The organism is Chitinophaga arvensicola (assembly GCF_900110835.1).
In the GTDB taxonomy this organism is placed as follows: domain Bacteria; phylum Bacteroidota; class Bacteroidia; order Chitinophagales; family Chitinophagaceae; genus Chitinophaga; species Chitinophaga arvensicola.
Genome location: NZ_FOJG01000002.1, coordinates 1,376,058 through 1,389,549, shown reverse-complemented (window position 1 = coordinate 1,389,549; position 13,492 = coordinate 1,376,058). Strand labels below are relative to the sequence as shown.

The window sequence follows — 13,492 nt, the reverse complement described above, 5'->3', positions numbered from 1 at the left end:
TCGTCAGCTACTGCATATCTCCCGCACCGAACTTTGCGCCTGCAAAAAGGAATCTGACAATGGAACAATCAATGATAATGGCATTTTTGAAAAAAACAGGATGGTGTTTATTGCTACTGGTAGCAATCCTGACCAACACCGCATTCGCCGAAGAAATAGACAACGGCGGAAGTATCAAAGGACTGATCACTACTTCTGATAATAAACCGGCGCCTGGCGTGGTCGTTATTCTGAAAGGAACCAAAAAATCGATACTGACAGACGATAACGGTACTTACTTACTCCGTAACATCAATCCCGGTACCTATACCATCCAGGTATCCCTGACAGGCTACGAAACCACCAGTCAGCAGGTAACCGTAGAAAAAGATAAAACCAGCACGGTAGATCTTCAGCTAAATATCTCTGAAAAGAATTTGAACGAGGTAGAAGTTACCGCCTCCCGTAATAAATACACCAAGAGAAGCAGCGATTACGTGGCAAAGCTCCCGCTGAAAAATATTGAGAACCCACAGGTATACAGCGTTATCTCCAGTGAGCTGATCAAAGACCAGGTAGTAACCCGCTATGAAGATGCGTTGAACAATACTCCCGGTATCAGCAAGCTGTGGTCTTCCACCGGCCGTGACGGCGATGGAACCGGTTACTACTCCCTGCGTGGTTTCGCTGTACAGCCTACCCTGGTGAATGGCCTTCCCGGTTTAACCAATGGCGGCCTGGATGTAGCCAACATCGAACGCATTGAAGTGGTAAAAGGCCCTTCCGGTACACTGTTCGGTAGCTCCCTCGTTTCTTATGGTGGTTTGATCAATACCATCACCAAGAAACCGTATGATCACTTCGGTGGTGAAATCAGTTATACCGGTGGCAGCTATGGCCTCAACCGGCTTACCGCTGATATCAACACACCGCTCGACAAAGACAATAAAGTACTCCTGCGCGTAACTGGCGCCTATCACGATGAAAACAGCTTCCAGGACGCAGGCTTCACAAAGAAGCGTTATATCGCGCCATCCCTGACCTACAAGGCCAGCGACCGCCTTACCCTGATGCTGAATACAGAATTCCTGTCGTCAGAAGGTACGAACCCTACCATGTTGTTCCTGGACAGGAGCAAGCCACTGGCGCAAAAGAACCTGGCAGAATTAGGTTATGATAACAAACGCTCCTATACCAGTAATTACCTGTCTATAAAAACGCCTACCAGCAGCATCCAGGCGCAGGCCATCTATAAATTATCAGATACCTGGACTTCACAGACCGTTGTGTCAAGAGGGTCTTCCAAATCACAGGGATACTATACTTACCTGGATCAGATGCCCGATTTACTGGATGGCTCTCCTGCTTTCCAGAGATGGATCAGCTACCAGAACGGCGCTACTTATACTACCGACATCCAGCAGAACTTCACCGGCGATTTCAAGATCGGTCAGTTCCGCAACAGGATCGTAGCAGGACTGGATTATTTCAACCGCAATACACAGGGAAGCAACTCCGGTTACACCACCTTCGGACAGATCAATATGGCCGGCCTTGAAACCGGTAACCTGTCCAGAGCCCATGCAGATTCCGTACTGGCCAATCAGCCTATCTATACCTCTAATCTTACACAGGAAACGTACAGCGCATACGTATCAGATGTGTTCAACATTTTACCCAGCCTGTCAGTAATGGCCAGTTTGCGCGTGGACCACTTCAAAAATGGTGGCCTCACTGCTACATCGGCGGATAAATATGAGCAAACTGCTTTGTCGCCTAAATTTGGTATCGTATACCAGCCAATCCTGAATACGCTGTCTGTTTTCGCGAACTACATGAACGGGTTTAACAACAGCGCACCAAGACAATTACAGGACGGCAGTTTCCAGAGCTTCAAACCGGAACAGGCCAACCAGATGGAAGCTGGCGCCAAAGTGAACCTGCTGGGTGGCATGATCACCGGTTCATTGAGCTACTACGATATCAAAGTGAAGAATATTGTAATGCAGCGTGGTGTCAACGACTACATCCAGGGTGGTGAAAGAACCAGCCGTGGTATTGAAGGAGAAATCGTAGCCAATCCGGTAGCAGGTTTAAACATTGTTGCAGGTTACAGCTACAACGACAGTAAGTATGTTTCTACACTGGATAAAGACTATGAAGGCCGTCGCCCGGAAGAAGCAGGACCAAGAAACCTCGGAAATCTCTGGGTTACCTACAAATTCCAGAACGGTGCGGTGAAAGGCTTCGGTGTTGGTTTTGGTGGCAACTATGCCAGCGAAAGCATGATCCTCAACAGGCTCACTACCGGTGTATTCTCTTTACCATCTTACACCGTATTGAACGGTTCCCTGTTTTACAACACGAACAAATTCAATATTGCCTTCAAACTGGATAACCTTACCAACAAGGAATACTACAAAGGCTGGAGCACTGTTGAACCGCAAATGCCAAGACGTTTTTCCGGAAACGTAACCTTTAAATTCTAAAGCCATAGAATAAAAAAAGCGGCGGTATCATTTTTTGATACCGCCGTTTTTGTTTTATGCCGTAGTAGTGTTGTTATTAGGCGCCGGTGTAGGCTCCGGTTCCACCATCCATTGTGTAAACTTGTATTTCGGCAGGATCTCATTCAGTTTTTTCTTCAGCCACTTCGATACCAGTTCAAAAACAATGAACCCGATCACAATGGAGATGGTCCATTCCATGGTGTTATAGGTATGTTTGTCTACCACCGTTTTGTGCGCGGTCAATCCCCACAGGTTGCGGATACTGCGGGTGGTAAAGAAATGCGATACCAGCCGCGTGGAAGCCATTCCTATAACAAATCCTAAAAAGTTGCCCACATAGTTATTGTAAACGTATTCCAGGAATTTTCTGATAAGTTTAAATTTCATGCAAGGGATATTTGCCGGCTAAGCTAATATCAAATTTCCGCTTAAGCAATGATTCCGTTCATTTCTGTTGGCGCCATCTTCCAGCTGTTGGCCGCCTGTTGAATGTCCCATAAACGGGCGTATAAACCGCCACTTTTCAGCAAATTATCATGCAGTCCCTGTTCCTGCAGCTTTCCTTTGTTGAGTACCAGGATCTGATCTGCCTGTTGAATGGTTTTCAGTTTATGGGCAATCACGATCACCGTTTTCCCTTTCACCAGTTCCTGAATGGCTGCCTGGATATAGATTTCGTTTTCCGGGTCCAGTGACGCGGTGGCTTCATCCAGCAATACCACCGGTGCATTTTTCAGCAGCGCCCTCGCAATACTGATCCGCTGTTTTTGTCCCCCGGAAAGTTTATTGCCTCCTTCCCCCACGGTGCTGTGAATGCCTTCCGGCAATTCCATCGCAAAGTCCAGTACCTGTGCCGCTGCTGCCGCTTCCAGTATTTCCGCTTCTGTGGCGTCCATCCGGCCGAAACGGATGTTGTGATAGATGCTGTCGTCAAAAAGATACACCTCCTGGAATACTTCACTGATCAGCGCATATACATCTGATGGCGCCATGTCGCGAACATCTGTACCACCAATTTTTACTGCTCCCGCGCTGACATCCCAGAAACGGGCAATCAGTGAAGTAACGGTGGTTTTACCGGAACCGGAAGGCCCTACTAACGCCAGCATACTCCGCTCCGGCACATGAAAGGAAATGTTTTCCAGTACCGGGCTACCGTTATGATAGCTAAAGCTGACGTTTTCGAATGAGATGTCGTACCGGGAAGGTACCCGCTTTTGCCCCGCACTTTGTTCCGGTGTTTTCAGTAAGGAAATCACACGCTCCAGGCTGATATTCATATAGCGCAGGATCACATAATCTACCAGCAGAATTTTGATCGGCTCATACAGCCGGTAACCCACAATCAGGAACGTGATGAGCGTAGCAGCGTTAATGCGACCTTGTGTAAGCCAGGTTACGGCCAATGCTACCATACCCAGGAAGAATAATTCCAGGATCACGCCACCTGTAAGTACAAAAGGGCCTGGTATGGCTTCGGTCCGGATACTGGCTTTTCTGAAATCATTCAATGCCTGTTTCAGGTTGCTGAAACGACTACCCGTCATCCCGAAAGATTTGATATGCCGGATGCCCTGTACATATTCCAGGAACCGCGCCCCGGTGTCATTCCTGGCCTGTACATGTTTCTTTCCCTGCTGTACAATCAGGTAGTTAGAAATCCTGACCATGATCCAGCACAAAGGCAGGGCGGCCAATAATACCAGTGCCAGCTGCCAGTTGATGATAAACAGGAAGATGCTGATAATACCGGTGGCAAACACGGCGCCGGCCATATTACCGATGGTATGACCAAAAATCATCTCAAAATTGGCGACATCCTGCAATACCACGGCTGCCAGGTCGCCGGGGTCGCGTTGCCGGAAAGTGCCCATCGACAGGCGTTGCAGGTGCATGCCCAGTTGTATGCGCAACCGCGTAGATAACGTATAGGTCATCACGTTAGATACCACCATCGTGCTGGCGGCTACCCATAACTGCACGATGAACTCCACTACCATGATAATAACGTAAGTGAATAAACGCTGTGGTGAAGCTGCACCGGAAAACAATTCCTGGATAATAAGCAACAGAAAGCCAGTAGGTACTGCAATTAGCAGGTGATGCAGTAATTCCAGCGCTATGCTCTTCCTGACAAGCGCCGGAGCTGTTTTAAAAATATATAGGAGATGCCTGATCATATTGCATAGGTATTAAGAGGTTTGTTATTAAGCACCGCCGATTGCGCACGGGTGTGGGCCTGCCACATTTTGTAATACAGCGGGCATTCCGTCAGCAGGGTTTCATGCCGGCCAATACCGGCCACCATGCCTTTATCCATCACCACAATCTGGTTGCATTGCGTAATGGTACTCAGCCGGTGGGCAATGATGATAACGGTTTTCCGGGAAATCAGTTTGTTCACCGCCTGCTGGATCAGGTATTCATTTTCCGGATCGCTGAATGCCGTTGCTTCATCCAGGATGAGGATGGGGGCGTCTTTTAAAATAGCCCTGGCCAGCTGTATGCGTTGCTGCTCTCCGCCGCTGAGATGAATGCCATCTTTGCCCCACACGGTATCGTAACCCTGCGGCAGTTGCATAATAAAATCATGGCATTGCGCAGCTTCTGCTGCCGCTACTATCTGCACCATAGTTTTATCCATCCCCATCCTTATGTTTTCAAGAATGCTCTGCTGAAACATAAAACTGTCCTGGAATACAAAGGAAATATGCGCCATCAGTTCGGCCGGCTTTACCTCCCGGATGTTTTGTCCGCCGATACCGATATATCCACGCTCCACCTCCCAGAACCGCGCCACCAGTTGCGCAGCGGTCGATTTTCCCGATCCGGAGGGACCTACCAGTGCAGTCACACTACCGGGGGGCACGGTAAAACTCACGTGCCGCAATACATCGGTTTGCGGATTATAACCAAAAGATACATGGTCGAATTCTATGCTGTAGTCATTGTTCAGGGTTTGATTGCCTGGTGTTTCCTGCTCCTGGCTGAAAAGAATTTCATCGAGCCGTTTCACACCGTGGTTGATCACCGAAAGTTGCGAGCCCAGATTACTCAGCGCAAACAACGGACGGATGTAGCCCACACCCAGTATGAGAAATAGCAGCAGTACCGGAGTACTGAGTCCCTGCTGGAAATACAGGTAAAAACCTACTGCCAGCACCGGCAGGCTCGCATTGCTGATAAAGCTGATGAAGATGCCAAAGGCAGGAGCGGAGCCACGGATAAATACCAGCACCATGTCCTGGAAACGGTTTACTGCACCGCTGTATTTGTCAAAGCTGTCGGCGGTATGCCCGAAGATCTTGATCACTGGCATGGCCCGCACAAATTCCACGATGCCTGCATTCATACTTTCCAGGGAGCGGTGAAAATTAGTGAGTACAGCGCCCCGCTTTTTGTTAAACATCAACGGGATAAATACGGCCAGCCCGGCAATAGGCAGGCAGCTGGCCAGCGCCAGGCGCCAATCTACCGTAAAGAGATAGATCAGCGTAATCAGCGGCAATGTCATCCCTTTTACAAAATCCGGAATGCTATGCGCAATAAAATTCTCTATCCGCTCTATATCATCTGCCAGGATCTTTTTCAGCGCACCGGAATTATACTGGTTAATAAATCCCAGCGGAAGCCGGCCCAGTTTTTCCGCCATTTGTGTACGTAATTCATACAGGATATTAAAGGCCGCCACGTGAGATGCCATACCAGCGGCGTATAGCAGCGCATAGGCCGCCAGCACGGCGTATACCGCCTGCCGGATATAGGTATGAATCTGTATCATATCTGCGGGTGGCGTCAGCAAGGCTTTCAGTATCGCATAGATCAGTACATAGGGCACAACAGACAGCAGCACGTGGGCTACCGTCAGTGCCGCTGATAGCCACAACAGACGCTTCCGGCTGCCGGCTATTTCCAGTAAGCGGGCTACACCCGACTTTGTTTTTTGTGTTGCTTTCATTGAAATATTTAACTTTATCCTCAAAGGTGAGGCTTATGAGCCGGGCGGTTTTTACACCAGCGGGATAGATTTTTATAACAACGGGATAAATTATTTGATATGGGCATGATGATCTCGGATAAAGAGGGTTCCTGGCACGACCTGAGCGGCCCTGTGAACCTGGGTAAACAGGATTTCAAACCTTTACTGGTAAAGGAACGCAAAGAGAAGTTCAGCTTTTCTTTCGGCGATCTTGAACTCACGCAGATTATCCTGCCGGATATTTATATCGTCTTCGGTGATATGGCACTGCAACATCCCAATTTTCATATGCGGGCAGAAGATTTGCCCGATATGGTGGAACTGCATTTTTCCCTGAAAGGCAACGGGTATGTACACAATGAAGCTACGGGGCAGCGTTATGTGTTTGATGCCAACCGCCATAATATCATGTATGTACCCGCATTCGATGGTAAAGCCTGTTACATGGACCGGGAAAGATATGAGTTCTTCGAGGTACATTTCTCCCGTAAATATTTCCTGGAACTCGCGCGGGACACCAATCCTGTATTGTACAACTTTGCAGAGAAAGTAGATAGTAAAAAAGAAGCGCATGCAGGAGCAGAAGGGAGCGAAATCACTTTCGCCATGCATCAATGCATCCGCGAAATCATGGATTGCAGGTTTGCCGGTGGCCTGAAACTGTTGTTCCTGCAAGCCAAATGTATAGAACTGCTCACGTTGCAGGCTGTGGACTTTGAAAAATCTGCCTCGCCTAAAAAAATATTGACTTCCGCGTACGATAAAGATTGTATCATGTATGCGCGGGAATACCTGCAGCAGCATATCACCGCGCCGCCAACACTGGCAGAACTGGCCGCCATTGCAGGTACCAATACTTTTAAGCTGAAAAACGGATTTAAGGAGTTGTTTAACAACACCGTGTTTGGATATCTCTCGGAAGTACGCCTGGAGCAGGCAAGGGAATTATTAAAGGCAGGAATTCCCATCAAGGAAGTAGCAGATCGTACAGGCTACTCCTCTGTACAACATTTTAGTACCGCTTTCCGGAAGAAATTCAGTATTACCCCCGGAAAGCTGCACCCATTCTCATAATCAGCTGTTTACCGTACTGATCACGCCTCTGAAAAATCCGGCTGATTCCGCAATACCGGGTAAAGGATCACTCATATCTTTTTCAAATTCCAGGCTGCATACACCGGCATAATTGATCTTTTGGAGCGCCTGTACCAGCTTTTTAAAATCAATGGCGCCTCTGCCGAGTTCAATGGCTTTGCCATCTTTAGCCGCCTCGGAAATATCTTTGATATGCAGGTCGAAGATCCTGTTTTTGTAAGCCAGTACTGCTTTGGATGGCTCTTCCCCCGCACGGGCACTATGACCGATATCCAGGCATAAGCCCAGTCGCTCATCCCTGTTTTTGATCAGGTCGTACGCATTTTTAGGACCAGGATACAATTTGTCTTCCGGACCATGATTATGCACCGCCAGGCGGATATTATACGCTTTAATCTTTTCTTCCGTATAGTCCAGCAACTCCGGGTTAGGTACGCCTACAATCAACGGCACGCCTACACGTTTGGCATAATCAAATGCTTCGTCTACCGCCTGTTTTGTTTTCATATAAATAACGCCTACCGCATACACGTTAATACCGGCAGCAGCGAACTTACCCAATACTTCCTTTATTTTTTCAGGGGTGCTGTTGAGCGGGAGATGGATATCTTTTACGGAGATGTTCTTAATATTCACCCGGCTCATCATGGCAATGGCCTGGTCCAGGTCAAACTTGGCAAAAGTGTAACCTGCCATCCCGACGGGAAGCAGTGCTTTTTTTGCCGGACTGCCACTTACAGCAGCAGCGGCGGTCAACGGGCCCATGGTAGTAGCTGCTACGCCCAGCGCAGTTTGCAGCAGAAAATTTCTTCTTGATGACATATGTGGCTATTTACGTGGTTTTAGCAAAGGTGACCGCAACAACGGCAGTACAACGGGCTAATATCTCAAAAAAAAATTATTATTTCGCGATTATTCCTCCAAAAAGGTCAGGCACGTTAATTGCGGCGCCCGTGAATCGCATCTAATCAATTGATCATGAAGAGAATAGTTTTACTAGGGATGATATTATTGTATGCCTTTGTTTCCCGTGCGCAGTTCAGCGATTCGGTACATTACTATGTGAAGTATGCCTCCACCGGATCGGTTAACAGAACCAATGATGGCAACTCTTTCCTGTTGAACAATAACCTGGGTTTTAAGATCAGCAAAAAAAGAATGACACTGAATATGGGCGCCAGCTACGTGTATGGGAAGCAGGATCATAGCATGACGAACAACGACGTATCTACCGCCATGGATTTTAATATTTACCGGGGAGAAAAGAAAGTGTATTTCTGGGGACTGGCCAATTATGACAAGAGCTACTCTTTAAAGATCAATAACCGCTTCCAGGGCGGGGGAGGAGCGGCCTATGATTTTATCAAGCGCAGTAATGCCACGCTCAATGTGAGTGACGGACTGCTGTTTGAAAACAGCGATCTCATGTTGCATGATACCATTCCCGATGTATATCATACCTTCCGTAACTCACTACGGGTGTATTATAAATGGGTGATCAAAGATATTATTGTACTGGAAGGTTCCAACTTTGTGCAAAATTCCCTCTCTCACGGTAACGACTATATTATAAAATGTAATAACAGTTTGTCAGTGAAACTCCGTTCCTGGTTGAGCGTTACTGCGGCTATGACCTACAATAAGCTGAACCGGACAGACAGGGAAAACCTGCTGATGAACTACGGGCTAACGGTCGAGAAATTCTTTTAGCTGTTATTTCCGGATGGCGGCCACGAGTTTGCGGCAACCCATAAACAATACGGTGACGGCTGCGAGGGCACAAAAGATCACGGCCAGCGTAATACCTTCTTTTAGAAAACCCTTATACGGTACATATAGCAGCGCCGCTCCGGCAATAATAACGCCGATGGCGGCAGGTAACGAAGCCTTTCCTACCGTTATATTGGCCGCAGGCGGCTGTGCAGGCGGTTTACGCCGTGGGTTAAATGCGTTGGTATATTGATCGGCACGGTCGCCGGGGAAGTCGCCGAATCCAACCAGCGCCGTAATTTCATTTTCATTAAAGTACCCGCTCACTTTTTCTGCTTCATACATTTCTATGGCCAACAAGCTGCTTTTCAGGTGCCCGATAAAAGTATCAATGCCCTCAAAACCAGCCAGCGACAACACATCCAGCTCCAGCGAATCATCTTCCCGGGTATGCTTGTCCAGGTATTGTATAAAGTCGCGGTAAAATGCCAGCTTGTCGGGAAAATTATCTTCCATGAAAAAACAGGTAGCCAGCCCGTTGGCGATGGCCGCCGTTTTGGGAACACGGATCACCGCATTCTCTGCAGCCTGCTCTTCCAGCAGCCATTGATAAGCCTTTCTCATGGCAGGTTCGGCCTGCTCCAGGTCAGGCAGCCGGAGAAGGGTGAGCCAGAAGAAAGGCAGCAGGTTGTTTGCCTCAAATAAAACTTCCGAACGTTCCTTGTTCGTAGCGATCAGGTAAGTGCGATGTCCCATAACATTTCAACTACTTCTAAGATAGGTAAACAACTTAATTTATATTCGGTTGAGGCGGGTAGGAATTTTTTTTCACTTATTTTGTCATGGAATTGATACTATGGAGCGCTTTCTTCAGACCATTATTTTACTCGGTGTTATACAGGGATTCATTGTCAGTGGCCTGCTTTTTTTTAGCACCCGCCACCGCCAAAGTAACCGCCTGCTGGCAGCGCTTATTTTTTTGCTGACCATGGCCAGTTTTTCACTCTGTGGCGCTTTTTATGACTGGTTTCATTCTCCCTGGCTCAATTTCATTACACAGTTGCTCCCATTGATTACCGTAATGCCGGTAGGCCCTCTCCTGTATTTTTATATCCAGTCTATGCTAAACCCGGATTTTAAGTTGGGGAAAAGCCAATGGTGGCAGCTAAGCACAATGATCATTGATTTCGGCGCCCCACTGACCGGAATTATTTTTGTGGTGGGCGTACTCACCGGTTTGCTGAAAAATCATCCACAGCCCTGGGGTATTTTCATGGATACTTACAACATTTACGCAGATATTCCCCGCTGGATGTCAATGGCCGTGTACACGGGGCTGTCTTTCAGATACGTGACAGCATACAAACGTACCCTTCAGCCGAACCACAGGCTGCAGTGGGCACAGCAGCTGATCCTGGCATTTGCCGGCTTCTCGCTGCTCTGGCTGGTGTACCTCGTGCCTTACGTCATTCCCCGCTACACCGACATGATGCTGGATACCTTCGACTGGTATCCCTTATATATACCAATTACCGTCCTGATCTACTGGCTGGGTATCAAGGGGTATATTATTTCCTATAAAGAACTGGTATCCGATAAGAAAACAGAAACCGTGCTTCCGGAAACAACGGTCATACCGGCCCTGGCCCTATTGAAAAAAGCCATGGAGGAAGATTTGCTGTACCTGAATACCGCCCTGACCCTGCAAATGGTGGCGCAGCACACCGGCCTGCCGCCTAAAACAATTTCGGCCGTATTGAATCAGCACGCGCATAAAAACTTCAATGAGTTTGTAAACAGCTATCGGGTAGATTTATTTAAGGAGAAATTACTACAGGAGGAAGCTGGTCAGCTCACTTTTGCCGGCATCGCATACGATTGTGGTTTTAGTTCTCCCGCCACTTTTCAACGGGTGTTTAAACAACTCACCGGTATGTCGCCCTCCGCCTACAGGAAAAGCGTACCGCCACTGGATAAATAACCCACTTTATGATCCCTCAAATCAGGATCTGAGTAGGTGGATGGCTGCTAAATGAAGAGGTTTGTAACGTAAAAATAAACCCACATGCCACGTCGCTTTTACCCATTATCATTGCTTTTTTTAGTCACGCTGATTTCGTTCGCCTGTCGCACTTCAAAACCGGGCAACGCAAACCTGCCGGTGAAATCCGGCGATACCAGTTTAACTGCCGTCCGCCTGACGGATCTTGAAAAGAAAATAGCGCACCTGCAGGAACGCTACCATATTCCCGGTCTTTCTGTGGGTATCGTCAATGAAAAAAAACTCGTCTGGGCCAAAGGCTTCGGCTACGCGGATCTGGAAAAGAAGATCGTTCCCGATGAAAACACCATCTACCAGATCGCTTCCGTCACCAAAACCTTCGGATCTATTATCCTGATGCAACAGGTGCAGGCAGGAAAGGTAAGTCTCGACGATCCGATCGGGAAATACGGTATTAACCTGGGCGCCCGCTGGGGGAGCGATCCACGGATCAAAGTAAAACACCTGCTCACACATACCGCCATGGGCACTATGTTTAACAGCTACAAACCCGGTTATAAATTCCGGTACAACGGCGGCTGGTATCAGGAGTTGGGGAAAGTGATCGAACAATCATCCGGACATACCTTCGGGGAGTTGCTGATACAACAGATCCTTACACCGCTCGCGCTCACTCATACCGCCCCAAGTACCGACGATAGCGTGAACTTCGCTTTAACGGGTTTTGACAAAACTGCTTTTCTGCAACATACAGCCAAACCTTACGATTGGAAAAACAAGCAATTTCAAACGGTGAAGTTCTCCTATGCCTTTGGTCCGGCAGCGGGTATTATGAGCAGCGTGTCTGATCTGGCAGTATATTCCACGGCTATTGATGAAGGCCGGTTCCTGGCCGACAGCACCTGGCAAAAGATCTTTACGCCCTACGTTACCCCAAAAGGTAAAAAGATCCAATACGGACTGGGCTGGTATGTAAAATATTACAAAGGGGTGAAGGTAATCTGGCATACCGGCTGGTGGTCGGGTTATTCTGCCTTGCTGGTGAAAATTCCGGCAAAGGACCTGACTTTCATTGTATTGGCAAATTCCCAGGATCTCTCCCGGCCTTTCTATCATATTGTGCAACCGCTGCCGGGTATCGGGATGTATAACCCTTTCCGGAGAAACCTGAATAACACCCTGAGAGGGTCTGATTTCGGCGCCGCTTTCCTGGATCATTTCCTTCGCTGAGGAACGGGTTGTATCTTACCCGGAAAAACAATCCGATGATTTTAGAAGTAGCTGTACTGGACGTAATTGCAGGGCAGGAAGCGCAGTTTGAAGCCAATTTCCGGGTAGCCCGGGAAATTATCAGCAGTAGTAAAGGATATGCCGGCCATCAGCTGCAGAAATGTGTAGAGCAGCCGGGTCGGTATATCCTGTTGGTGAACTGGGAAACGCTGGAAGACCATACTATTGGCTTCCGCCAGTCGGAGGCCTACCAGCGGTGGAAAGAGTTATTACATGCGTTTTATGATCCTTTTCCGCTTGTGCAGCATTACACTGCTATCACGGAATAATGTCAATGCGCGCCCGGATCGGGTTCAAAGTCCAGTGAGATGGAATTCATACAAAACCGTTTGTGTGTGGGAGCGGGACCGTCATCAAAAATGTGCCCGAGATGGGAACCGCAACGTTCGCACTCTACTTCTGTCCGTTGCATGCCCAGGGAATTATCTTCCTTGTAAACCACGCTGTTCGCTTTTAACGGTTCAAAGAAGCTGGGCCAGCCGCAGCTGCTTGCAAATTTGGCGTCCGATCTGAACAAAGGGTTACCGCAAACGGCGCAATAGTAGCTGCCTTTGGTGTCTGCATCCCAGTATTTTCCCGTAAAAGCCCTTTCTGTGGCTGCTTCTCTGGCTACCGCATACAGGTCGGGCGGCAATACCTTCTTCCATTCTGCGTTGGTGATATGCAGTTTCTTTGTGTCCGTTCTGGAGTAATATGGATTTTTCACTGGCGCTTGTTTGGTACTGTTCTGGCTATGACAGGCAATCTGTGTCGCCAGCAGCAGTGTTAAAAAAAATATTATTCTCATCGCTCTGAATAAAAATAGTGAATAATAAGATACCCTAAAATTACCGCTTTATATCCGTAATAAAAGGCGGCTATCTATCAGACGGAAGAATAACGGATTCCTTACACCGGCCGTCACTAAAATCTCCTGTTTTCTTACTT

The 13,492-nt window shown here is 48.0% G+C and carries 12 protein-coding genes; 6 read left to right on the top strand and 6 right to left on the bottom strand.

Going from position 1 to position 13,492, the window contains the following annotated elements; translation table 11 throughout:
* The first annotated feature begins 77 nt into the window (after positions 1-77).
* The gene (locus tag BMW79_RS22960; protein ID WP_089898469.1) at positions 78-2,468 is read left to right on the top strand and encodes a TonB-dependent receptor; all 2,391 of its coding nucleotides are present in this window, start codon (positions 78-80) and stop codon (positions 2,466-2,468) included.
* A gap of 54 nt (positions 2,469-2,522) precedes the next feature.
* Here BMW79_RS22960 and BMW79_RS22955 read toward each other — a convergent pair whose 3' ends face one another.
* From BMW79_RS22955 to BMW79_RS22945, 3 genes are read right to left on the bottom strand one after another with little or no spacing between them, the layout of a single operon-like run.
* The gene (locus BMW79_RS22955) at positions 2,523-2,876 is read right to left on the bottom strand and encodes a hypothetical protein (RefSeq protein WP_089898467.1); all 354 of its coding nucleotides are present in this window, start codon (positions 2,874-2,876) and stop codon (positions 2,523-2,525) included.
* A gap of 41 nt (positions 2,877-2,917) precedes the next feature.
* Entirely contained in the window at positions 2,918-4,669 is a 1,752-nt protein-coding gene (locus BMW79_RS22950) for an ABC transporter ATP-binding protein (protein ID WP_089898465.1), read from the bottom strand.
* A complete protein-coding gene (locus tag BMW79_RS22945; protein ID WP_089898463.1) occupies positions 4,666-6,447 on the bottom strand; it encodes an ABC transporter ATP-binding protein in 1,782 nt (593 codons plus the stop codon). Before BMW79_RS22945 ends, BMW79_RS22950 begins: the two co-directional genes overlap by 4 nt.
* Before the next feature lie 99 nt (positions 6,448-6,546).
* Here BMW79_RS22945 and BMW79_RS22940 point away from each other — a divergent pair, with 99 nt between their 5' ends.
* Positions 6,547-7,542: a helix-turn-helix transcriptional regulator gene (locus tag BMW79_RS22940; RefSeq protein WP_089898461.1), complete on the top strand. Its 996-nt coding sequence runs from the start codon at positions 6,547-6,549 to the stop codon at positions 7,540-7,542.
* Here the strand turns inward: BMW79_RS22940 and BMW79_RS22935 are convergent, their stop codons facing one another.
* A complete protein-coding gene (locus BMW79_RS22935) occupies positions 7,543-8,385 on the bottom strand; it encodes a sugar phosphate isomerase/epimerase family protein (protein ID WP_089898459.1) in 843 nt (280 codons plus the stop codon).
* Between the two features lie 156 nt (positions 8,386-8,541).
* Here BMW79_RS22935 and BMW79_RS22930 point away from each other — a divergent pair, with 156 nt between their 5' ends.
* Positions 8,542-9,273: a DUF481 domain-containing protein gene (locus BMW79_RS22930; protein ID WP_089898457.1), complete on the top strand. Its 732-nt coding sequence runs from the start codon at positions 8,542-8,544 to the stop codon at positions 9,271-9,273.
* 3 nt (positions 9,274-9,276) lie between these two features.
* Here the strand turns inward: BMW79_RS22930 and BMW79_RS22925 are convergent, their stop codons facing one another.
* Positions 9,277-10,029 (bottom strand): hypothetical protein, encoded by a 753-nt coding sequence (locus BMW79_RS22925; RefSeq protein ID WP_089898455.1) that lies wholly within the window; start codon positions 10,027-10,029, stop codon positions 9,277-9,279.
* Positions 10,030-10,129: 100 nt separating this feature from the next.
* On the opposite strand from BMW79_RS22925, the gene BMW79_RS22920 reads away from it, so the two are divergent.
* From BMW79_RS22920 to BMW79_RS22910, 3 genes are all read left to right on the top strand, one after another.
* The gene (locus tag BMW79_RS22920; RefSeq protein ID WP_089898453.1) at positions 10,130-11,254 is read left to right on the top strand and encodes a helix-turn-helix domain-containing protein; all 1,125 of its coding nucleotides are present in this window, start codon (positions 10,130-10,132) and stop codon (positions 11,252-11,254) included.
* Positions 11,255-11,338: 84 nt separating this feature from the next.
* On the top strand, positions 11,339-12,505 hold the full coding sequence (locus tag BMW79_RS22915; protein ID WP_089898451.1) for a serine hydrolase domain-containing protein: 1,167 nt from the start codon (positions 11,339-11,341) through the stop codon (positions 12,503-12,505).
* Positions 12,506-12,540: 35 nt separating this feature from the next.
* Positions 12,541-12,834 carry an antibiotic biosynthesis monooxygenase family protein gene (locus BMW79_RS22910; RefSeq protein WP_089898449.1) on the top strand — a complete coding sequence of 98 codons (294 nt, stop codon included), beginning with the start codon at positions 12,541-12,543 and terminating at the stop codon, positions 12,832-12,834.
* A gap of 2 nt (positions 12,835-12,836) precedes the next feature.
* On the opposite strand, the gene msrB is transcribed toward BMW79_RS22910, so the two are convergent.
* A complete protein-coding gene (msrB, locus tag BMW79_RS22905) occupies positions 12,837-13,352 on the bottom strand; it encodes a peptide-methionine (R)-S-oxide reductase MsrB (protein ID WP_089898447.1) in 516 nt (171 codons plus the stop codon).
* Positions 13,353-13,492 lie beyond the last annotated feature (140 nt).

Bases quoted from the DNA above. Each gene is read 5' to 3' on its own strand.
- msrB (WP_089898447.1), bottom strand. From the start codon at position 13,352: ATGAGAATAATATTTTTTTTAACACTGCTGCTGGCGACACAGATTGCC.
- BMW79_RS22940 (WP_089898461.1), top strand. From the start codon at position 6,547: ATGGGCATGATGATCTCGGATAAAGAGGGTTCCTGGCACGACCTGAGC.
- BMW79_RS22930 (WP_089898457.1), top strand. From the start codon at position 8,542: ATGAAGAGAATAGTTTTACTAGGGATGATATTATTGTATGCCTTTGTT.
- BMW79_RS22945 (WP_089898463.1), bottom strand. From the start codon at position 6,447: ATGAAAGCAACACAAAAAACAAAGTCGGGTGTAGCCCGCTTACTGGAA.
- BMW79_RS22925 (WP_089898455.1), bottom strand. From the start codon at position 10,029: ATGGGACATCGCACTTACCTGATCGCTACGAACAAGGAACGTTCGGAA.
- BMW79_RS22950 (WP_089898465.1), bottom strand. From the start codon at position 4,669: ATGATCAGGCATCTCCTATATATTTTTAAAACAGCTCCGGCGCTTGTC.
- BMW79_RS22955 (WP_089898467.1), bottom strand. From the start codon at position 2,876: ATGAAATTTAAACTTATCAGAAAATTCCTGGAATACGTTTACAATAAC.
- BMW79_RS22960 (WP_089898469.1), top strand. From the start codon at position 78: ATGGCATTTTTGAAAAAAACAGGATGGTGTTTATTGCTACTGGTAGCA.
- BMW79_RS22935 (WP_089898459.1), bottom strand. From the start codon at position 8,385: ATGTCATCAAGAAGAAATTTTCTGCTGCAAACTGCGCTGGGCGTAGCA.
- BMW79_RS22910 (WP_089898449.1), top strand. From the start codon at position 12,541: ATGATTTTAGAAGTAGCTGTACTGGACGTAATTGCAGGGCAGGAAGCG.
- BMW79_RS22915 (WP_089898451.1), top strand. From the start codon at position 11,339: ATGCCACGTCGCTTTTACCCATTATCATTGCTTTTTTTAGTCACGCTG.
- BMW79_RS22920 (WP_089898453.1), top strand. From the start codon at position 10,130: ATGGAGCGCTTTCTTCAGACCATTATTTTACTCGGTGTTATACAGGGA.